This window comes from Roseobacter sinensis (genome assembly GCF_025755255.1).
GTDB classification, from domain to species: Bacteria; Pseudomonadota; Alphaproteobacteria; order Rhodobacterales; family Rhodobacteraceae; genus Roseobacter; species Roseobacter sinensis.
This window is the reverse complement of sequence record NZ_JALIEB010000001.1, coordinates 433913-453866: the sequence shown is the minus strand read 5'-3', so window position 1 is coordinate 453866 and position 19954 is coordinate 433913. Positions and strand designations below refer to the sequence as shown.

Genomic DNA, 19954 nt, shown 5'->3' with positions numbered 1-19954 from the left:
CTTTTTCTTGACGCAGCGTCGTGTGCGCCCTTGCGCAAGGTAAGGCTAGGCGTGTCACAAAACGGTGTTACCCTTCCCGCCAGAGGCTTGGGAGGGCTTTCATGAGACATCATATTCTTTCGCTGGGATTGGCCCTCGGGCTCACGACGGTCGCGCAGGCCAGCACATTCGATGTGGATTTCACAAGCTATTACGCCTTTGGCGACAGTCTGACCGACGACGGCAAGGCCGGTACGCTGCCGGCGCCCAGCCTGGACGGCCGCTTTTCCAACGGGCCGGTCTATGCCGAATACATTGCCGATCTTTTTGAACAATCTGGCCTGCCCAACTTCAATTTCGCATTGGGTGGCGCAACGGCCGGAGATGTGAACGACAACGACGCCATCACGCCACCCGCAGCCTCTGCCGCCTTCGGCACCTTCGCCCGACAGGCCAGCACCCTGCAGTCCAGCGGTGCGGCCCTACTCTCGGGCGACACCCCGCTTGTCACGGCGCTCTTCGGCGCAAACGACTTCTTCCAACGCGGCGATGAGCCGGGGTTTGACCCGATCGCGCTGGCGGGCAAGGTCGTCGACACGGTCAAAGACATTTCGACCGTGGACAACTTCGACAATTTTATTGTCTTCAACCTGCCGGACCTCAGCCGCATCCCGGGATCCGCCGGTCTCACCGATCTCGAACGGACCCTGCTCAGCGGAGGCGTTCAGCTTTTCAATGCGACACTGGAGGCCGAGCTCGCCTTCCATGCGACCTTCGAGGATACGAGCTTCAACTACGAAGTCTTCGATCTCTTCACGCAGTTCGACACCCTGCTCGGGCAAGCCGATGCGCTCGGCCTGCGACTGGATGCGGTCTGCACGCCCAGCCTTGCCAACCCGGCCGACCCGAACATCTGCCCGACCCCTGCGTCGGCAGATCAGTTTTTCTTCGTCGATGGCGTGCATCCCAGCGCGCTGCCGCACGAACTGATTGCTCAGGGGGCCATCGCGCAAACCGACGGGCTGCCAGGACTCACACCGGTACCGCTGCCGGCCGGATTACCGCTCCTGCTGGCCGGTCTTGGCGTCTTTGGGGTCATTGCGCGTCGGCGCCAAGCTTAAATCCGCGCATCGACGCTGATCGAGACTCCCTGCTTCGCGTCGGGGGTTCTTTTGTTCAAGAATGGTTCTATGCTTGGGAGATATCTCGGCAATGGAGCCAGAATGAAGCTTTCGCCCACAGATCAGCGACTTTTGCGGGAAATTCAACGCGATGCGAGCCTCTCACTGGCCCAGCTGGCGGAGCGCTGCGGCATGGCGCAAAGCACCGTCTGGCGGCGCATGCAGGACTTCGAGCGCGCGGGGCTGATTATCGCACGTGTGGCGCTGCTCGATCCCTCGAAAGTCGACTGCAAGCTCTGCGTTCTGGCCGCGATCACCTTGCGCGATCACGCGGAAAAGACGGTGGCGGGGTTTGCGCAGCTGATCGAGGGCCATCCCGAGATCGTGGAGTGCTATGCCACCTCGGGCAGCGCCGACTACCAGTTGAAGATCCGCGTTGCAGATGTGGAAGCCTATGAAAGCTTTATGACCCACACGCTGCTGCGCAACGAGATCGTGCGCGGTGTGCATTCGAGCTTCGTTCTGAAAGAGCTCAAGTCGACCACCGAACTTCCGATTTGAAGGCCGCTTCGAAGCGCTCTCGCAATGTGCTTTTTTTGAACGCCGCGCTTAGATGTCCCGCCCGGCCGACCGGCCGGGCAAAGAAAAGAGGCTGGAGCCCAGTAAACCTACTCCGGCGCTTTCGTCGTCCGCAGATAGGGCAGCACGGTCGTGAACTCGCCGAACTTCGCCTTCGCGTCCTCATCCGAGACCGTCGCCGGGATGATAACATCGTCGCCTACGTTCCAGTTGGCAGGCGTCGCCACCCCTTTGCCGACGCTGGTCTGCAAGCCGTCGAGCGCCCGCAGCACCTCGGCGAAGTTGCGCCCGACGGTCATCGGATAGGTCATGCTCAGCTTCAGCTGCTTGTCCGGCCCGATGATGAAGACCGAGCGCACGGTCGCGCTGTCGGCTGGTGTGCGTCCGTCGGGCAGGTACGCTTCGGCCGGCAGCATGTCGAAGGCCTTTGACACCTCCAGCCCGTCATCCGCGATGATCGGAAAGCCCGCCTTGGCGCCGCCGACTTTCTCGATGTCTTCCTTCCACTTCTTGTGGTCCTCCACACCGTCGACGGAGACGCCGATCACTTTGGTGCCACGCTTTTCCCACTCGTCGGCAAGCTGCGCGACCGCGCCGAACTCCGTGGTGCAAACAGGGGTAAAATCCTTGGGGTGCGAGAAGAGGATCGCCCAGCTGTCGCCGATCCAGTCATGCAACTGAAGGGTGCCATGGTCGGTTTCGACGGTCAGGTTCGGTATGGTGTCGTTGATGCGCAAGCCCATGGTGTCCTCCGGTGCAATGCTCTTGATGACTCGTGGCGTTAACTTAATCACATCACAGGCGGGTTTCATCCCCTCTCTTGCAGCCCCATGTTGCGGGTGACAGAGTGCCGCCAACCTTAGACTCGAAGGACCATCACCATGCTGGAAAAGCGCGATTTTTACATAAACGGTCAATGGGTTGCACCGAGTGCGCCCAATGACTTCGCTGTCATCGACCCCTCCACCGAAGAGCAATGCGCGGTGATCTCGCTCGGCGGGCAGGCCGACACCGATGCTGCCGTGGCTGCGGCCCGCATCGCCTTCGACAGCTGGTCTCAGACCACCAAGGACGAGCGCACTGCCCTGCTGAAAAAGCTGCTCGAGATCTACAATGCCCGCGCCGAAGAGATGGCGCAGGCCATGTCGATGGAGATGGGCGCGCCCATCGATCTCGCCCGCGCGCAGCAGGTCGGTGCGGGCAGCTGGCATCTTGAGGGCTTCCTCAAGGCCTTCGACGATTTCAGTTTCGAGCGGGACTTCACAGCCACCGAGAAAACCCTGCTCGAGCCTGTTGGCGTCTGCGCCCTGATCACGCCTTGGAACTGGCCGATGAACCAGATCGTGCTCAAGGCGGTTCCGGCGATGGCCACCGGCTGCACCATGGTGCTCAAACCCTCTGAAATCGCGCCTCTTTCCGGCCTGCTCTTTGCGGAATTCGTGCATGACGCAGGGGTGCCGCCCGGCGTTTTCAATCTGGTGAACGGCGACGGCGCGGGCGTGGGGAGCCAGCTCTCCGCGCATCCCGACGTCGACATGGTGAGCTTTACCGGATCGACCCGCGCCGGGATTGCCATCTCGAAGGCGGCCGCAGACACCCTGAAACGCGTCAGCCTCGAGCTTGGCGGCAAGGGGGCGAACATCATCTTCGAGGACGCCCACCCCAAAGCCGCCAAGCAGGGCGCCATCCGCTGCTTCCGCAACACCGGCCAGTCCTGCAACGCGCCGACGCGGATGCTGGTGCACAGCTCGCGCTATGACGAAGCGGTCGAGATGGCGGCCGAGACCGCAAACGCGACGCGCGTGGGTCCGGCATCGGATGAGGGCAAGCATATCGGCCCGCTCGTCTCCAAGGCGCAATACGACAAGGTGCAGGCGCTGATCGAAACAGGCATGTCCGAGGCGCGGCTTGTTGCCGGTGGCCTGGGCCGTCCAGATGGGCTGAACCGCGGCTACTACGCCAAACCCACGGTCTTTGCTGATGTCACCAACGACATGACCATCGCCCGCGAGGAAATTTTTGGCCCCGTGCTCTCGATCATCCGCTTCGAGACGGAGGAGGAGGCCATCGCCATCGCCAATGACACGCCCTACGGCCTCACAAACTACGTCCAGACCGAGGATGACGAACGCCGCCGCCGGGTGGCACGCCGCCTGCGCTCGGGCATGGTCGAGACCAACGGTCAGGGCTTCGCGCAAGGCTCGCCCTTCGGCGGCTACAAGCAATCCGGCAACGGGCGAGAAGGCGGGGCCTACGGGCTGGAGGAATTCCTGGAGGTCAAGGCCGTCTCGGGCTGGGCTGCGGAGTAGCACATTCGCCGACAAAGCCATCTTTGCCAATCATTTACCCATTTCACCACGCATCCCTGCGACACACTGTCCGCAGGGATGTTTACGAGATCGCAACGGCTGTGTGTCACAGGTTTGCCGTTTCCGGGAGACCAGTTCATGGTGCGTTTTCTCGCTGCCGCCGTTGTCGGTACAGCCGTCCTCGTTTGGACCTTGATCGACGTGCTGGCTGTCGCCAGTGTCCAGCAGGCGGTGAGCCGCGACGCCGTCAACAAGGCGCTCCACTGGGGTGGATACATGTCTGCCCGTGTGCCGGATCTGCAGCGGCTCATAGCAACGGGCGTTCCCACCGACGAACAGATGAACGCGATCCGGCAGATACGCCAAGTGGGAGATGTCTTCCGGTTCAAGCTCTTCGATGCGCAAGGCCGGCTGGTTCTGATTTCGGACGAAAGCTTCATTTCGGATCCCAAGGGTATCGCCACGGAGTTCGATCCAGAACCGCGGCAGGTCGTCGACACCCGCATCGCCATGGTCGACGTCTATGATGGAACCGAAAAACCGGATCGGCCCGATCTCTATGCTGAAGCCTATGTTCCGCTGATCGACGAGGAGGGAAGCGTATACGGTGTGGTCGAGGTTTACGTCGATGAGACGATGACCCGTCAGTACTTTACCGACAGCTTCCAGTCCTTTGGTGTGATCGTCTCGATGCTCAGCGCGATCCTGTTTCTGGTGCCGGCCGCCGGCTATGGTATGCAGCGGTCGCTGACCCAACGCTCCCGGTCTGAAGCAGAGTATCTCGCGAAATTCGATGCGCTGACCGGGCTGCTCAACCGGGCGGAGTTTACGCCCCGCGCCAAGGCAATGATTGTCGAGAAAGAGTTGAGCGCGCTGCTGTTTCTGGATGCAGATAAATTCAAGTCGATCAACGACACGCACGGTCATGCGGTCGGCGACAGCTATCTCGAACAGATTGGCCGGAACCTCACGGCGGCCACCGAACCGACCGATCTGATCGCACGCTTCGGTGGAGATGAATTCGTCGTGGCCCTTCGTGCCACCGACACGGAGACGGTTGTCAGGCGAGTCCGCAAGATTCTCACCCTTTGCTCCGAACCGCTTCAGATCGACAACCGCACGCTCGCAAGCTCGGTCAGTATCGGTGTATCACTGCCGGAACCTGGCACCGATCTGGACGAAGCCCTGGCGCAGGCCGATGCGGCGCTCTATCACGCGAAATCCGCCGGGCGGAACCAATATGCGCTCTATGACGATGACATGGGCAGGGTCATTCGCCGCCGAAACCTGATCGAGCGCCGCCTCAAAGGCGCCAGCAAACGGAACGAATTCACGCTCGAATATCAGCCTCTGGTCAGCGGAGAGGATCTTGAGCTGGTCGGTTACGAAGCCTTGATGCGGCTGCGGCTGCGGGACGGCACCCCGATCTCGCCGGGCGAGTTCATCCCAATTGCCGAAGAGATCGGGTTGATCGATGACATCGGCGCTTGGGTGCTGCAAGAAGCGACGCGGACAGTCGCGGATCTGCCCGGCACGCCCAAGGTCGCGATCAATCTGTCCGTGGCGCAGTTCCGCAGCGGGCGGTTGCCCGAGTTGGTCGCAGACGCGCTGTCGGCATCGGGTCTTCCGGCAGACCGGCTCGAGCTCGAGATCACGGAGTCACTTCTGCTGGACGATGACACCACCATCGGATTTCAGATCGACGCGCTGCAGGACATGGGCGTGTGGATCGCCATGGATGACTTCGGAACCGGTTTCTCAAGCCTTGGCTACCTGTGGAAATACGGCTTCGACCGAATCAAGATCGACCGGTCGTTCGTGGCGGGCCTGTCCGACAATCCGGAGCGGTCGTTGGAAATCATCGAGACCGTGATCATGCTCGGACGCCGGCTGGGGATAGAGGTGACCGCAGAAGGCGTCGAAACCAAGGCGCAGTGCGAGATGCTCTCAAAGCTCGGTTGCGACGTTCTGCAGGGGTTCCTCTTCGGAGCGCCGGCGCCGATCGCCGACCCAACGGAGAGCCCGGACGGCGAAGCGACAAGCGCCTGAAGAGGAAGATCATAACCAGGAGAGAGCTACGCACGGGGAGTGATTTGCTGCCGAGCGGCCCGAGCCCCGAAGACTTTGGCGCGCGCCGGCCGCTCGCTTTCCGGTTTCAACTATGCAGGAACCGCGTCGTGCAGCGCTTCGCGCATCTGACCGAAGTGCTCGTCCCAACCTTTGTCCAGTGATAGCACCAGGCCGAACCCATCGACCGTGGCCGGTAGACCGGAGTGCTCCAGCGACAGTTGCGTACCGCCCGCCACCTCTGTCAGGGTCCACTTCACGATGCTCACCGCATCCCCCATGGGTTTCACCGTGAACGTATGCTCCAGATACTCAGGCGGACGTGCCACTTTCACCTCGCCCCAAATCAACAGATCGCCGCTGGTCGCTCCGTAGAGTTCCAGCTTTTGCCCTTCGGCCAGCGTCTGTTTTGGGGCGTGGAACCACTTGGCGAGATGCTCGGGTTCGGTCAGGAACGCCCAGACCTCCGCACGGGAGGCTTTCAAAAAGATCGTCTTGCGCAGGATGGGGCTGGTCATGTCTTGTCCTTTTCAATTTCGGATTTGAGTTTGGCGAGGCGGTCGTCCCAGAACATGTCGAAGTACTTCAGCCAGTCCATCACGGGTCCGATGCCGGTGGGGTTGAGCGTGTTGAGGCGCGCTCGCCCGCGGGTGCGGGTGGTGATCAGCCCACCGTCGCTCAGCACTGTGAGGTGCTTCTTGACGGCGGCGCGGGTCATCTCGAAGTTCTCGGCGACCTCAGCGATGGTGAGATCGCGATCGCGCAGCATCACGAGGATGTCGCGTCGGGTCGGATCCGCAAGCGCGCGGAAAGCGGATTGAACGGGGGGCATGGGCGCTCCTGAACGTGATACCATTTGGTATCCCTTTTATGATACCGAATAGTATCATGTCAAGCGCCCTGACCTTGGCGTGCAAATAAAGCGTTTCGCCTTCGAACTGAGACAGGGTTTGTCACCTATTGAGTCGATTTCACGCAACTCAGGCAGCGGTAGGTGATGCAAGCTTAAGGTGAATTGCCTCGGGCATCGTCAACAGGCGTCAGCCATACGGCAGACGGCCCACGGCGATCAGGTCAGAACGGTGCCTTGCTCCGGATCTTCATGGACCGGCCGCCCTGCGGATGCTTGAACCGCAGTTCCTCGCTGTGCAGCATCAGCCGGGGGAAGTCGCGGGCGAGCCCGCTCGCGTAAAACGCATCACCCAAGATCGGGTGCCCGAGAGCCATCATGTGCACCCTCAACTGATGGCTGCGCCCGGTCCGCGGCATAAGCCTCATCCGCGCCGTCTCGCCCTCGTCCTTCAGCACTCGCCAGTCGGTCTGCGCGGGCTTGCCGGTCTCGTGATCCACCTTCTGCCGCGGGCGGTTCGGCCAGTCGACGATCAGCGGCAGATCGATGGTGCCGGTCTTTCTCATCGGCACACCCCAGACCCGTGCGACGTAAGTCTTCTGCGTCATGCGTTTTTCGAACTGCAACCCCAGATGCCGCTGCGCATGTGGGGTAAGCGCAAAGATCATCACACCCGATGTGTCACGGTCGAGCCGGTGCACGAGCAACGCATCGGGGAAGGCGGCCTGGACCCGGCACAGCAGACAGTCGGCCAGCTCCGGGCCTTTGCCGGGCACCGAAAGAAGACCAGCCGGCTTGTCGACCAGCAGCACTTCGGCATCCTCATGCAGAATGGCCAGCGGGTCCTGAGGCGGGGCGTAGATGTCGCTCATGCCGCCTGCTCGCAGATGGGGCACAAATGTTCAAGCCCAGCCACCCGGGGCGAAGGCAGCGACCTCGGGCCTTTCGGCGTCTTGTCGAGACAAGTGCATCGCTTTTCGTGTTCGAGCTCCGGGCGGGAGACAGCAAAAAACGATGTAGTTCAAAGTCGAAATGCAAAAGCCCGCAGGACCTGCCAGCACTACGATCAGAGCAGGCAGGTGCGGTGGGCTTTCAGGCCGTCGCGGGGTCAGGCTTTCACGCGTTCGGACTTGGGGTCGTACATCGGCTTCAGCGACACTTCGGCCTTCACACGCGTGCCGGCGACGTCGATGTGGTACTCCGACGCCAGCACCTCCGCGGCTGTCTCGCCCGCACAGGGCACGTAACCGAGGCCCATTGCTGCCCCCAGACTGTGCCCATAGGCCCCGGAGGCAAGATAGCCCACGATCTCCCCATTCCGCAGGATTGGCTCATGGTGATAGAGCAGCGGCTCCGCCTCGGTCAGCTTGAACTGCAGCAGACGGGTCTTGAGACCTTCTTCCTTCTTGCGCAGCACCGCGTCACGGCCGATGAAGTCGGGCTTGTCGGTCTTCACTGCAAAGCCCAGACCCGCTTCCAGCACGTGATCCTCGCAGGTGATATCATGCCCGAAGTGACGGAAGCCCTTCTCCATCCGGCAGCTGTCCATCATATGCATTCCGCAGAGCTTGAGGTTCAGCTCCGCGCCCGCCTCGATCAGCGTTTCGCAGACATGCGCGGCCATGTCGGAGGAGATATAGACCTCCCAGCCGAGCTCGCCCACATAGGTCACCCGGTGGACCCGCGCCAGCCCCATGCCGATCTCGATCTCCTGCGCGGTGCCGAAAGGATTGACTTCATTGGAAAAATCATTGGGCGAGACCAGGTTCAGCAGCTCGCGCGAATTCGGCCCCATCACCGCCAACACCGCCTCGCCCGCAGTCACATCGGTGATGACCACGTTGAAGTCGCCCACATGGCGGCGCATCCAGGTCTCATCGGCGAGCCGTGTCGCGGCCGGGGTAACCACCAGATAGGCAGTGTCGGACAGGCGCGTCACGGTCACATCCGCCTCGATCCCGCCACGTCGGTTCAGGAACTGGGTGTAGACGATCTTGCCCACCGGCACGTCGTACTGCCCGCCACCCACGTAGTTCATGAAGGCGGTCGCGTCCTTGCCCTCCACCCGGATCTTGCCGAAGGAGGACATGTCATACATGCCCACATTGTTGCGGATCGCCGTGTGCTCTTCGGCCACGTTATCAAAGAAGTTCTGACGCTTCCAGCTGTACTCATACTCCGGCGTCTGCGTCGGTTTGGCGATCCAGTTGGGCCTCTCCCACCCCGCAAATTCCCCCATCACCGCGCCGCGGTCGAGGAACTGCCAATAGACCGGCGAGCGGCGGATCTTGCGCGCGGTTTCCTTCTGCCGGAACGGGAAATGGTCCTGATAGAGCAGGCCCAGCGTCTCGGTCGAGCGTTCAAAGAGGTAGGTCCTGTTGCCCTGGAACGGCTGCATGCGGCTGATGTCCACATCGCCCAGATCGAAGGGTTTGTCGCCATCCTGCATCCACTGCGCCAACGCCATACCCGCGCCGCCCGCAGACTGGATGCCAATGGAGTTGAACCCGGCCGCGACCCAGAAGTTGTCCAACTCGGGCGCCAGACCGAGGTGGTAGGCGTCATCCGGCGTGAAGCTCTCGGGCCCGTTGAAGAAGGTATGGATGCCCGCTTCCGCCAGCATCGGCAGGCGCTCGACGGCCGCTTCCAGAATGGGCTCGAAGTGGTCGAAATCCTCAGGCAGCTGGTCGAACTCGAAGTCCGCCGGAATGCCCTCCATCCCCCAGGGCTTGGCGTTGGGCTCAAACGCGCCCAGCAGCATTTTGCCTGCGTCTTCCTTGTAATAGGCACATTCATCCGGCACCCGCAGCACCGGCAGCTGCGTCAGCCCCGCGATGGCCTCGGTCACGATGTAGAAGTGCTCGCACGCATGAAGCGGCACGTTCACGCCCGCCATGCGACCCACCTCATGGGCCCACATGCCGCCGCAGTTCACGACCATATCGGCGGTGATATGGCCGCTCTCGCCACCTTGCTCCCAGTCGACACCGGTGACCCGCTTACCCTCACGCGCGATCCGTGTGGCCCGCGTGCGTTCCAGGATCTGCGCACCGCGCTGCCGCGCGCCCTTGGCCAAGGCCAGCGCAATGTTCGCGGGATCGCCCTGTCCGTCCTTGTCGAGATAGACCGCCCCGGTCACACCCTTGATGTTGAGATGCTCATAGCGCTCCTTGACCTGCGACGGCGAGATTTCCTCAACCTCCACACCGAAAGCCCGCGCCATCGCCGCCTGGCGGTAGATCTCTTCGCGACGCTCCTCGGTCAGCGCGACGGTGATCGATCCGCAACGCTTGAAGCCGGTGGCGACGCCGGTTTCCTCTTCGAGGCTGCCGTAAAGCTCCTGGCTGTACTTTGCAAGCTTGGTCATATTCGCCGTCGCACGCAGCTGCGCGATCAGCCCGGCGGCGTGCCAGGTGGTGCCGGAGGTCAGCTGCTTGCGCTCCAGCAGCACCACATCTGTCCACCCCAGTTTCGTCAGGTGATACGCGACGGAGCAGCCGATCACCCCTCCCCCAATGATGACAACGCGCGCGTGAGACGGTGGCAGAGCCATGAGCAGTGTTCCTTTAAACGATGGTATGACCGACGGCCCGCAGCCGTCTTGCAATTTCAGCGATATGCGCGGGGCTGACCTCACAGCAGCCGCCGACGATGGTGGCCCCAAGGCCGACCCATTGCAGGACGTATCCCGCGTAAGCGCGCGGCCCCATGTCGCGCCGCGCCGTCAGGGCCTCGACCGTGGGCTTGGCCTTGAGGAAATCTTCGGTGATCTGCTCAAACGCATTGGCATAGCCGCCGAAGGGTTTGCCCAGCGGAGCAATGATCGGCAGCGCCTCGGTCACGGCTTCAGGGGCCGCGCAGTTGATCAGCACCGCATCCGCCCCGGCGGCCACCTCCAGCGCATCGGCGAGCGGTTCACCTGACCGAAGTTGCGTGCCATCGGTGTCAGACACGGTCAGCGAGAGCCAGACCGGCAGATCGGTCGTCCGCGCGCCTGCCAGCGCGTCGCGCGCATGGGCGACGGAGGCGCAGGTCTCCAGGATCAGCAGGTCACACTCCGGCGCCAGCAGCCCGGCGACCTCGGCGAAGAGCGGCACGGCCACCTCCGGCTCGGGATGCAGATCCGGGCGATAACTGGCTCGGAGCGGGCCGATCCCTCCCGCGATCCGGCCCGCCCCATGTGCCGCGCGTGCGGCCTTGGCCTCTGCAAGTGCTGTCGCGTGCAGGGCCTCGAAACGCCCTTCCAAGGCTGTGTCTTCCAGACGGTCGCGATGGATCGCGTAGGTATTGGTCGTGGCAATCGTGGCACCTGCGGCAAAGAAATCCGCGTGCACGCCTTGGACCATGCCGGGGTGTTCCGCCATAACCTGCGTCGACCACAAGGGCGTCGGCCGATCCCCTGCGCGGTGGATCAGTTCCTGCCCCATGCCTCCGTCCAGAAGCGTGATCTGTGTCACGCACGGATCCTTTCGTTCTGAGGATCCCAGAGCGGCTGGTCGATCTGCACGATCGCCTTGCAGCGCTTGCCATAGATCTCGACCTCGACTTCGGTGCCCGGCTCCGTCAGATCCTTGCGCAGCATGCCAAGTGCTATGGATTTGTTGACGCGATACCCCCAGTCACCAGAGGTGGTCTCGCCGACGACTTCGTTCCCGACAAAAAGCGGCGACATATAGGGCGCGTCTTGGTCGCCCGCGTCGACCACAAGTGTAACGAACTGCTTCTTCACGCCCTGCTGTTTTTCATTCAGCAGTGCGGCCTTGCCGATGAAATCCTGAGGCTTGTCGAAGCGGATGAAGCGCTCCATCCCGCCTTCGAGCAGGGAGTAATCGGTCGAAAGATCGCCCTTCCAGCTCCGATACCCCTTCTCGATCCGCATGGAGTTGAGCGCATACATACCAAAGGGCGCCGCCCCCGCATCGCGGATGGCCTCGTAGACAGGTGCACTGTCGTCAAAGGCGGAATGCACCTCCCAGCCGAGTTCGCCCGCAAAGGACACCCGGAAGAGCTTCACCGGCTTGCCCGCGACGGTCGCCTCCTGAATGGAGAGCCAGCCCAGCGCGAGATCCGCATCCTCGGTCAGCCCCGACAGCAGGTCGCGCGACTTGGGCCCGGTGAGCAGCAGCGTGCTCCAGTTGCGGGTGATGTCGGTCAGCTTGATGTCGCTGTTCGCGGGCAGCCGGCTTTTGAGGAACTCCATGTCATGCCACTGCGCGACCGCGGCCGTCATCAGCCAGAAGTCATCCTCGCCCCAACGGATGATGGTCACCTCGGTCACGATCTTGCCGCGGCTGTCGGTGAAGTATCCCAGGTTCATGCGGCCGGCCTTGGGCAGCGCACCCGCAACCTGGCCGCGCAGCCACTCGGCAGCCCCTTCGCCCGAGAGCGTGTAGCGGGAGAAGCCCGGCATATCGAGCACGCCGACACCGTCCCGCACCGCCTCGACTTCTTCTTTGACGCGCACCGCCCAGGGGCCGTTGCGGTCCCAGGTGAGGGTCGCTTCTTCTGAGGTGTCATCGCCGTCTTTGGCGAACCAGTTCGCCCGCTCCCAGCCGTTGTAGGCGCCCATCTGCGCGCCGTCGGCCAGCAGACGCGCGTGGTTGGGCGACAGCTTCTTGTCGCGCCCGGCGGGCCATTCGTGATGCGGGTAGTGCATCGCGTATTCGTGGCCATAGGTCTCCAGCGCCTTCGCGAGGCAATAGTCGTGGTCCGCGTAATCGGTGTAGCGCCGCGGATCGACGGCCCACATGTCGAGCTCGGTCTCGCCATGCATGATCCACTCGGACAGAACCTTGCCCGCGCCGCCGCCCTGCGCGATCCCGAAGGTGAAGCTGTGCCCCTCAAAGGCGTTCTTCACCCCCGGCATCGGCCCGATCATCGGCAACCCGTCGGGGGCGTATGGGATGGGGCCATTGATGTTGCGACCCACTCCGGCAGTGCCCAGCGCCGGCACCCGCTCCATCGCATCCTCGATGTAGAACTCCAGCCGCTCCAGATCGTCCGGGTAAAGCTGGAAGGAGAAGTCCTCCGGCATCGGATCGTCCGGCGTGACCCAATGCGCCTTGCAGTTGCGCTCATAGGGCCCGAGGTTCAGCCCGTTCTTGTCCTGCCGCAGGTAATAGCTGATGTCCACGTCGCGGATCATCGGCATCTTGTGGCCCTTCTCCTTGGTCCACGCGGCCAGCTCCGGGATCTCATCGGTCAGGAAGTACTGGTGGCTCATCACCACCATCGGCACCGTGCGCCCGCCAAACGGCTTGAACATCTCGCCCACGCGCTGCGCGTAGTATCCGGCGCAGTTGGCCACATATTCACAGCGGATCTCGCCCTTCTCGGTCTTCACGATCCACTCGTCTCCATCGCGGTCGATGCCGATGACCGGGCAGAAGCGTTCGATCCGCCCGCCCGCGTCGCGCGCGCCCTTGGCCAGCGCCTGCGTCAGCTGTGCCGGGTCGATGTCGCCATCGAGCGGATCCCAAAGCCCCCCGGCCAGATCGTGCGTTTCCATGAACGGGTTAAACTCTTTCAGCTCCTCCGGCGTGCAGATGTCCATCTGCAGCCCCTGATAGCGGCCCATGGAGGCGACCTTCTCGAACTCCATCATCCGGTCTTTGGAATGCGCCAGCCGCAGCGCCCCGGTGACGTGGTAGTTCATCGGATAGTCCACATCTTCCGCCAGCGTGCGGTACATGGACAGCGAATAGCGCTGCATGTTCATCACCGCCCAACTGCCGGCAAAGTTCGGGCAGTTGCCCGCCGCGTGCCAGGTCGATCCGGCGGTCAGCTCGTTCTTCTCCAGCAGCACGCAATCGGTCCAGCCCGCCTTGGCGAGGTGATAGAGCGTCGAGGTGCCGACCACCCCGCCGCCGATGATGACCACGCGGGCCGTTGTTGGAAAATCTGCCATGATTAGGTCTCCCTTTGCGGCTCATCCGCCGCGATGCTGTAGTAGTCGCCCTTTGCGGCGGTATGGATATGGCCGCGCAGTCGCAGCCCCGTCGGCCCGTCGATCGAGCCGGTCGAAAAACAGATGAAATCGTCGTCGTCGTGGCTCCAAAACAGAGCCGAGCCGCAGGTCGGGCAGAACCCACGCTTGGCTTTCTCGGACGACTGGAACCAGCGCACGTCGCCTGTGATCTCAAGCGTGCCGTCTTCCACGTAAGACGACGCCCAGACATGCCCCGACTGCTTGCGGCATTGCGTGCAGTGACAGGCGGCAGGCGCGCCAATCGTGCCCCTGGCCGTGTAGGTGACCGCGCCGCAGAGACAGCTGCCCTTGATCATGTCAGGCCCTCCCCGGTGTGGCGGAGGTGCCCAGAAGCACGCCGTAGACGACGAAACACGCCGCCAGCACGCGCCGCACCCAGGTGTTGAACATCGCGCCGAGCGCTGCGCGGCCCAGCCCTGCGCCCAGCAGCGTGAACCCCGTGTAGCTCAACGGCCGTGATGGTGAGTGCCGTGGGCACGATCACCACCATCTGCTCCCAGATCGGCACATCGAGCTGGACGAATTGCGAGAACGCCGCGAGGTAGCCGGCGACGCTCTTGGGGTTAATCGTCGCCACCGCCAGCGCGTGCAGATAGACGGATCTTGCTGGCCGGTCGCCAATGACGACGGGCCGCTTCGCCAGGATCCAGGCGCGCACGCCGAGGTAAATCAAGAAGCCTGCGCCTACTAGTTTGGCGATGAAGAAGCCGGTTGGTGAGGCTGCGATCAGCGCCGTGATTCCCAGCGCCGACAGCACCAGAAAGAGCGTCGCCTGCGTCAGGATCGCCAGCACGCCCACCATCGCGCGCGGAAGGCTGAGGTGCATCCCGTTGGTGATACAGTTGACCGCGTTCGGCCCCGGCGTGGTCACGAAGAGCACCCAGAACAGCGCGAATATGGTCCAGGCCTCGAAACTCATCAGTACACCGGCGGCGCGATGACCCAGATGGCCACGGCGGGTTTGTCGTAAGGATTGGACCAGCGAAACGCCTCTCCGCGGATGCGGAAGCTGTCGCCTGGGGTGATCGTGTGGGTGGTGCCGCCGATCTCCAGATCGAGCCGGCCCGAAACCAGATAGCCCACCTCTTGCGTCGGGCGTGTTACGGGTTCGGTGATCCGGCTGTTCGGCTCAAAGGTCGAATGCACCATCTCAAAGTCATCGGTCAGATCCGGCGACAGCAGTTCCTCCACCAAGCCGGCCACGGTGTTGCCGATCTTGCGCCGCGCGGCTTTGCGCACCACGTAGCCCGCTTCGTGAGCGGGAGCCGCCGCGTGACGAAAGAGTATCGAGACAGAAACGTCCAGCGCCTCGGCGATGTGCCGCAGATCGGTGATCGACGGCTCGGATTTGTCCCGCTCCACCTGGCTCAGCCACCCGACGGATCGGCCAAGCGTCTCCGCCATGTCACTCAGCGTGAGCCCCCGCGCCTTTCGCAGCGCGCGTAGGTCGGCACCGAGCGTATCCGGATGTGTTGGCAGGTCGTGGCGCATCTGTTTCGTGAAAAAAATTCGTATTTCTTCACGTTAACGATTCCTGTGAAAAAATCCAGAGTATTTTCACGTGATCGGCTGCGGTCGGCGACCCGCCGCGCGCTCTACCATAATGCCAGGCACCAACGCCCCGGTGTCGTCAGATTTGCACTGAAAATAGGGACAATCGGGCGGTTCGCGGGCCTGCGCTAAAGACGCCCGAACACAGAGGCCAGAATCCCGCTCAACGCCTGAGCATCCGTCTCCCGGAAGGCATCCGTCTGATCGCTGTCGATGTCAAAGACGGCGATGACCTCGCCTGATCCGTTCCGCACCGGCAGCACCAGCTCTGAGCGGGTTGAGCTGGCACAGGCAATGTGGCCCTCGAAAGCCTCTACATCGGGGACCAACTGCACCTCACCGGTGCGCGCGGCGGCCCCGCAGACCCCGCGCGAGAACGGGATGACAAGGCACCCGTGCCCGCCCTGATAGGGCCCGATCTTCAGAAGCTGCGGCTCGGTCACGCGGTAGAAGCCGGTCCAGTCGAAGCGGTCGTCCGCGTGATGCACCTCGCAAGCCACGGTGGCCATCAGCGCGATGCCATCCGTCTCACCCTCGGTCAGCGCCTGAATTGTCTTTTGCAGGTGGTCGTAATCCGCCGTCATGCCCGTTCGATCGCGATGGCCGTGCCTTCGCCACCGCCGATGCAGATCGCGGCGACACCGCGTTTGAGGCCGCGCTTTTCCAAGGCGTTCAGAAGGGTCACCATGATTCGGGCGCCCGAGGCACCGATCGGATGACCCAGCGCGCAGGCACCGCCGTTCACGTTGACGATCTCGTGATCGAGACCCATTTCGCGCATGAACGCGAGGGGAACGACGGCGAAGGCCTCGTTCACCTCCCAGAGATCGACGCTAGAAAGCTCCCAGCCGATTCGGTCGAGCAGCTTTTGCGCCGCCGGCACCGGCGCCGTGGTGAAGAGCCCCGGCGCTTGCGCGTGGCTTGCATGGCCAACGATCCGTGCCCGAATCCTGAGGTTTTGCGCCTCGGCGGCGGCCTCTGATGCCAGCACCAGCGCGGCGGCGCCATCCGAAATCGACGAGGCGTTCGCGGCCGTAACCGTGCCGCCGTCGCGAAAGGCGGGCTTCAGATGGGGGATCTTGTCCGGCCGTGCCGACCCCGGCTGCTCATCCGCAGAGACGGTTGCACGGCCCTTCCGCGACTGGACTTCAACGGGTGCGACCTCACCCTCGAAGGCACCGGTCTTCTGGGCCTCGAGCGCGCGCGACAAGGAGGCAAGAGCATAGGTGTCCTGAGTATCGCGGGTAAACTGGTAGGTCTCGGCGCAATCCTCGGCAAAGGTGCCCATGAGACGCCCCTTGTCATAGGCATCTTCCAAACCGTCGAGAAACATGTGGTCGATCACCTGCCCGTGGCCGATCCGCGCCCCCGACCGCATCTTGGGCAAGAGGTAAGGCGCGTTCGTCATGCTTTCCATGCCGCCGGCGACCATCACATCTGTCTGCCTCAGTGCGATTTGGTCAAACGCGATCATCGCCGCTTTCATACCGGAGCCGCACATCTTGTTGAGCGTCGTCGCCGGCACGTTGTTCTGAAGACCTGCCTTGAAACCCGCCTGCCGCGCAGGCGCCTGCCCCTGTCCGGCAGGGAGGACGCACCCCATCACCAGCTCCTGAATATCAGGCGATCCCGCATCCTCGATCGCCGCCTTGATCGCCACACCGCCGAGATCCGATGCGTCGAGCGCGGCAAAGTCCCCTTGAAAGCCGCCCATGGGCGTCCGCGCCGCCCCTGCGATCACGACATTTTGCATCATCTCATCCTTTCGATGCCTAACAGATTCGTAAGACTTGCAGATTAGAGAAACCAAGAAAGACTAGTGAGGCCATTTAATGCAACTCTCAGCCAAAACAGAAGAGCAGTTGCGCATCGTTTCGGTGCTAGGAAGCCGAATCGATGCCGCGGTTGCGCTCGAATTCAAAGACGCCATGCGGATCCAGACCGAAGATGGGCCGGACACGGTGGTGCTTGATCTGAGCGAGGTGCAGTTCATCGACTCCAGTGGGCTTGGGGCCATCGTCGCCTCGATGAAAACGCTGGGTGCCAACCGCAAGATGGCGTTGGCCGGGCTGACGCCGACCGTCGAGCGGGTCTTCCAACTCACCCGGATGGACTCGGTCTTCAGCGTGTTTTCCACACTCGACAGCGCGCTCGCGGAACTTCGCCACTAGCCTGACAACTTCGCTCGAAAAGGCCGGACTGATGCCGATCTTGCCCCCCTTCACCGTTTCCATCCCCAGCAGCGAGATGGCCGTGCGCGATGCGCTCAAGCAGGTGCTGGCCGCGCTCGGGCCGCTTGAGCTCGGAACGGAAGAGGCGGGAACGGTTGAACTGGTGCTGGCCGAGGTGCTCAACAACGTGGTCGAGCACGCCTATCCTGATCCCGACACCGCGGGACCAATCTCGATTGCCTGCGCGCATCGGATCGACGGGCTGCATCTGCAAATCGTCGATCAAGGCGAGGCCATGCCGGATGGCACCACGCCTTTGGGTCAGCCGGTCTCGCTCGATGTCGACTTCGAGGACCTGCCGGAGGGTGGGTTCGGGTGGTTTCTCATCCGCGATCTCGCAAAGGATGTGCTCTACGAACGGGTGGGATCCAAAAACCAGCTGTCCATGCGGTTGGCCGTCGCCCTGCAACCTGGAGAGACGCGTCACTGATGCGATAACCCGGGCCTTAATTCCTCCGCATTCTTCCCTCAAAGCGCCCCGTTGCAATCATATTGCCGCCTTGATCGTTTTGCATACAGAGAGGGTAGCTGCATATAGCTTCCCTCGGCGCCGTGCGTAATAGCCCCCACCCAGTGCGCGGCGTCGAGGACTTTACCCTCCCACATCTGATCGACACCGCGCCATGGACATCGGCGCGCGCATGGCTAGGTTGCTTCGGAACCGACTGTCGAGGATCACCCATGCGCGATTTCCATTTCCCCGGGCGTTCGCCCGTATTGGCCACCAACGGCATGTGTGCCACCTCGCACCCGCTGGGGGCCAAGACTGCCATCGACATCCTCGAGCGTGGCGGCAATGCGATGGATGCAGCCATCGCCGGCGCGCTGGTTCTTGGGATTTGCGAGCCGCAAATGACCGGTATCGGCGGCGATTGCTTCGTCCTCTGGCAGCAGGGTGACGGTGACGTGCAGGCGCTCAACGGGTCCGGGCGCGCGCCCGCCGCGCTCGACGCCGCCGACCTGCGCGCAACCGGCGCGCGCACTGTGGACATTCAAAGCCCGCACTCCGTGACCATACCGGGCGCCATTGATGCGTTCTGCCACCTGTCGCAGACGGTTGGGCGGCTGGGGCTCGACACCCTGCTCGCGCCAGCCATCGCGGCGGCGGAACAGGGCGTGCCGGTCGCCCCGCGCGCGGCTTTCGACTGGGGCACCGATGCGGACGTGCTGCAGGGTGCCGGGCGCGACTACTATCTGATCGACGGCAAGGTGCCCCGGGTGGGGCAGCTCTTTCGCGCGCCGCAGCAGGCGGAGGTTCTGCGCCGCGTCGCCAAATCCGGCCGCGACGGGTTCTACGCCGGTGAGGTGGCCGAAGACATGGTGCAGACGCTGGCCGCCCTTGGCGGTCGTCACACGCTGGCCGACTTTGCCGAGGCCGCCTGCACGCCGACAACACCGATCGTGGGGACGTACAAGGATGTTGAGATCGTCGAACATCCGCCCAACGGGCATGGGGCGACGGCGCTTCTGATGCTCAACATCCTTGCCGAGTTCGACATCGCCGGCATGGATCCGCTCGGCACGGCGCGCACCCATATCGAGGCTGAGGCGGCCAAGCTCGCCTACGACGCCCGCAATCGTTTTCTCGCTGATGCGGACTACACGACCCGGCTCGACCACATGCTCAGCTTGGACACAGCAAAAGCGCTCGCGAATCTGATCGACCCGAAACGTGCCATGCCGGATGCGACGCAAATTTCGGAAAACATTCACAAGGACACGATCTATATCACCACCGTTGACCGCGACGGCATGTCCGTCTCGCTCATTTACTCGATCTTCAACGGCTTCGGCTCCGGGATCGCATCCGAGAAATTCGGCATCCTGCTTCAAAACCGCGGGTCGGGCTTCACGCTGGAGGAAGGTCACCCGAATGAACTGAAGGGCGGCAAACGCCCGATGCACACCATCATTCCGGGCATGCTGCGCCGCAATGGGACGGTGGTGATGCCGTTCGGCGTGATGGGCGGGGCGTACCAGCCCAACGGACACGCGCGCGTTGTCTCGAATGTCGAAGATTTCGGAATGGACCCGCAGGCTGCCATCGACTTGCCGCGGGCCTTCTCCGACCGCGGTGACATGAAGGTCGAGCGGGGGTATTCGGACAATGTCCGGCAAGAGCTTGCGGACATGGGCCACGACGTCAGCATCCCCGAGACGCCGATCGGCGGCGCACAGGCGATCCTGATCCGCGAAGATGGTGTGCTGGAAGGCGCCAGCGACCCCCGCAAGGACGGCTGCGCGCTCGGCTATTGACCGGCAGATGGGATGCGCGTCTG

At 62.9% G+C, this 19954-nt stretch carries 18 protein-coding genes and 1 pseudogene; 7 read left to right on the top strand and 12 right to left on the bottom strand.

Translation table 11 applies throughout. The features are described 5' to 3' along the window. Positions 1-101 precede the first annotated feature (101 nt). Together MUB52_RS02275 and MUB52_RS02270 are read left to right on the top strand one after the other, a co-directional pair. Positions 102-1100, top strand: a complete 999-nt coding sequence (locus MUB52_RS02275; protein WP_263842558.1) for an SGNH/GDSL hydrolase family protein — start codon at positions 102-104, stop codon at positions 1098-1100. A 102-nt stretch (positions 1101-1202) separates the two neighbouring features. Continuing rightward, positions 1203-1661 (top strand): Lrp/AsnC family transcriptional regulator, encoded by a 459-nt coding sequence (locus MUB52_RS02270; protein ID WP_263842557.1) that lies wholly within the window; start codon positions 1203-1205, stop codon positions 1659-1661. A 107-nt stretch (positions 1662-1768) separates the two neighbouring features. Here MUB52_RS02270 and MUB52_RS02265 read toward each other — a convergent pair whose 3' ends face one another. Further along, the gene (locus MUB52_RS02265) at positions 1769-2422 is read right to left on the bottom strand and encodes a peroxiredoxin (RefSeq protein ID WP_263842556.1); all 654 of its coding nucleotides are present in this window, start codon (positions 2420-2422) and stop codon (positions 1769-1771) included. A 138-nt stretch (positions 2423-2560) separates the two neighbouring features. Here MUB52_RS02265 and MUB52_RS02260 point away from each other — a divergent pair, with 138 nt between their 5' ends. Together MUB52_RS02260 and MUB52_RS02255 are read left to right on the top strand one after the other, a co-directional pair. After that, positions 2561-3988: an aldehyde dehydrogenase family protein gene (locus MUB52_RS02260; protein ID WP_263842555.1), complete on the top strand. Its 1428-nt coding sequence runs from the start codon at positions 2561-2563 to the stop codon at positions 3986-3988. A gap of 138 nt (positions 3989-4126) precedes the next feature. Then, entirely contained in the window at positions 4127-6037 is a 1911-nt protein-coding gene (locus tag MUB52_RS02255; protein WP_263842554.1) for a putative bifunctional diguanylate cyclase/phosphodiesterase, read from the top strand. 110 nt (positions 6038-6147) lie between these two features. Here MUB52_RS02255 and MUB52_RS02250 read toward each other — a convergent pair whose 3' ends face one another. From MUB52_RS02250 to MUB52_RS02200, 11 genes and pseudogenes are all read right to left on the bottom strand, one after another. Further along, positions 6148-6573 carry an SRPBCC family protein gene (locus tag MUB52_RS02250; protein ID WP_263842553.1) on the bottom strand — a complete coding sequence of 142 codons (426 nt, stop codon included), beginning with the start codon at positions 6571-6573 and terminating at the stop codon, positions 6148-6150. After that, positions 6570-6887, bottom strand: coding sequence for a metalloregulator ArsR/SmtB family transcription factor (locus MUB52_RS02245; RefSeq protein WP_263842552.1), 318 nt, complete (start codon positions 6885-6887; stop codon positions 6570-6572). The genes MUB52_RS02250 and MUB52_RS02245 overlap by 4 nt, the downstream gene beginning before the upstream one ends. Positions 6888-7129: 242 nt before the next feature. Next, the gene (locus MUB52_RS02240; RefSeq protein WP_263842551.1) at positions 7130-7777 is read right to left on the bottom strand and encodes a pseudouridine synthase; all 648 of its coding nucleotides are present in this window, start codon (positions 7775-7777) and stop codon (positions 7130-7132) included. A gap of 236 nt (positions 7778-8013) precedes the next feature. Continuing rightward, positions 8014-10458 (bottom strand): GcvT family protein, encoded by a 2445-nt coding sequence (locus tag MUB52_RS02235; RefSeq protein ID WP_263842550.1) that lies wholly within the window; start codon positions 10456-10458, stop codon positions 8014-8016. A 13-nt stretch (positions 10459-10471) separates the two neighbouring features. After that, positions 10472-11362, bottom strand: coding sequence for a homocysteine S-methyltransferase family protein (locus MUB52_RS02230; RefSeq protein ID WP_263842549.1), 891 nt, complete (start codon positions 11360-11362; stop codon positions 10472-10474). Next, entirely contained in the window at positions 11359-13812 is a 2454-nt protein-coding gene (locus tag MUB52_RS02225; RefSeq protein ID WP_263842548.1) for a GcvT family protein, read from the bottom strand. The genes MUB52_RS02230 and MUB52_RS02225 overlap by 4 nt, the downstream gene beginning before the upstream one ends. Positions 13813-13814: 2 nt before the next feature. Continuing rightward, positions 13815-14189 (bottom strand): GFA family protein, encoded by a 375-nt coding sequence (locus MUB52_RS02220; protein WP_263842547.1) that lies wholly within the window; start codon positions 14187-14189, stop codon positions 13815-13817. 1 nt (position 14190) lies between these two features. Further along, a pseudogene (locus tag MUB52_RS02215) lies at positions 14191-14812 on the bottom strand (LysE family translocator). Beyond that, positions 14812-15384, bottom strand: coding sequence for a helix-turn-helix domain-containing protein (locus tag MUB52_RS02210; RefSeq protein ID WP_263842546.1), 573 nt, complete (start codon positions 15382-15384; stop codon positions 14812-14814). Before MUB52_RS02210 ends, MUB52_RS02215 begins: the two are co-directional and overlap by 1 nt. A gap of 188 nt (positions 15385-15572) precedes the next feature. Further along, a complete protein-coding gene (locus MUB52_RS02205; RefSeq protein WP_263842545.1) occupies positions 15573-16028 on the bottom strand; it encodes a GAF domain-containing protein in 456 nt (151 codons plus the stop codon). Then, positions 16025-17197 carry a thiolase family protein gene (locus MUB52_RS02200; RefSeq protein ID WP_263842544.1) on the bottom strand — a complete coding sequence of 391 codons (1173 nt, stop codon included), beginning with the start codon at positions 17195-17197 and terminating at the stop codon, positions 16025-16027. Before MUB52_RS02200 ends, MUB52_RS02205 begins: the two co-directional genes overlap by 4 nt. Positions 17198-17276: 79 nt before the next feature. On the opposite strand from MUB52_RS02200, the gene MUB52_RS02195 reads away from it, so the two are divergent. The 3 genes from MUB52_RS02195 (at position 17277) to MUB52_RS02185 (ending at position 19931) form a co-directional block, all read left to right on the top strand. Continuing rightward, positions 17277-17615, top strand: coding sequence for an STAS domain-containing protein (locus tag MUB52_RS02195; RefSeq protein WP_263842543.1), 339 nt, complete (start codon positions 17277-17279; stop codon positions 17613-17615). A 31-nt stretch (positions 17616-17646) separates the two neighbouring features. Then, positions 17647-18105: an ATP-binding protein gene (locus tag MUB52_RS02190; RefSeq protein WP_263842542.1), complete on the top strand. Its 459-nt coding sequence runs from the start codon at positions 17647-17649 to the stop codon at positions 18103-18105. Between the two features lie 251 nt (positions 18106-18356). After that, complete coding sequence (locus MUB52_RS02185; RefSeq protein WP_263842541.1) at positions 18357-19931, top strand: gamma-glutamyltransferase family protein; 1575 nt, start codon at positions 18357-18359, stop codon at positions 19929-19931. Positions 19932-19954 lie beyond the last annotated feature (23 nt).

What these genes read in the sequence shown, in the direction of transcription:
- MUB52_RS02275 (WP_263842558.1), top strand. Translation starts at nt 102, where the DNA reads ATGAGACATCATATTCTTTCGCTGGGATTGGCCCTCGGGCTCACGACG.
- MUB52_RS02270 (WP_263842557.1), top strand. Translation starts at nt 1,203, where the DNA reads ATGAAGCTTTCGCCCACAGATCAGCGACTTTTGCGGGAAATTCAACGC.
- MUB52_RS02265 (WP_263842556.1), bottom strand. Translation starts at nt 2,422, where the DNA reads ATGGGCTTGCGCATCAACGACACCATACCGAACCTGACCGTCGAAACC.
- MUB52_RS02260 (WP_263842555.1), top strand. Translation starts at nt 2,561, where the DNA reads ATGCTGGAAAAGCGCGATTTTTACATAAACGGTCAATGGGTTGCACCG.
- MUB52_RS02255 (WP_263842554.1), top strand. Translation starts at nt 4,127, where the DNA reads ATGGTGCGTTTTCTCGCTGCCGCCGTTGTCGGTACAGCCGTCCTCGTT.
- MUB52_RS02250 (WP_263842553.1), bottom strand. Translation starts at nt 6,573, where the DNA reads ATGACCAGCCCCATCCTGCGCAAGACGATCTTTTTGAAAGCCTCCCGT.
- MUB52_RS02245 (WP_263842552.1), bottom strand. Translation starts at nt 6,887, where the DNA reads ATGCCCCCCGTTCAATCCGCTTTCCGCGCGCTTGCGGATCCGACCCGA.
- MUB52_RS02240 (WP_263842551.1), bottom strand. Translation starts at nt 7,777, where the DNA reads ATGAGCGACATCTACGCCCCGCCTCAGGACCCGCTGGCCATTCTGCAT.
- MUB52_RS02235 (WP_263842550.1), bottom strand. Translation starts at nt 10,458, where the DNA reads ATGGCTCTGCCACCGTCTCACGCGCGCGTTGTCATCATTGGGGGAGGG.
- MUB52_RS02225 (WP_263842548.1), bottom strand. Translation starts at nt 13,812, where the DNA reads ATGGCAGATTTTCCAACAACGGCCCGCGTGGTCATCATCGGCGGCGGG.
- MUB52_RS02220 (WP_263842547.1), bottom strand. Translation starts at nt 14,189, where the DNA reads ATGATCAAGGGCAGCTGTCTCTGCGGCGCGGTCACCTACACGGCCAGG.
- MUB52_RS02210 (WP_263842546.1), bottom strand. Translation starts at nt 15,384, where the DNA reads ATGCGCCACGACCTGCCAACACATCCGGATACGCTCGGTGCCGACCTA.
- MUB52_RS02205 (WP_263842545.1), bottom strand. Translation starts at nt 16,028, where the DNA reads ATGACGGCGGATTACGACCACCTGCAAAAGACAATTCAGGCGCTGACC.
- MUB52_RS02200 (WP_263842544.1), bottom strand. Translation starts at nt 17,197, where the DNA reads ATGCAAAATGTCGTGATCGCAGGGGCGGCGCGGACGCCCATGGGCGGC.
- MUB52_RS02195 (WP_263842543.1), top strand. Translation starts at nt 17,277, where the DNA reads ATGCAACTCTCAGCCAAAACAGAAGAGCAGTTGCGCATCGTTTCGGTG.
- MUB52_RS02190 (WP_263842542.1), top strand. Translation starts at nt 17,647, where the DNA reads ATGCCGATCTTGCCCCCCTTCACCGTTTCCATCCCCAGCAGCGAGATG.
- MUB52_RS02185 (WP_263842541.1), top strand. Translation starts at nt 18,357, where the DNA reads ATGCGCGATTTCCATTTCCCCGGGCGTTCGCCCGTATTGGCCACCAAC.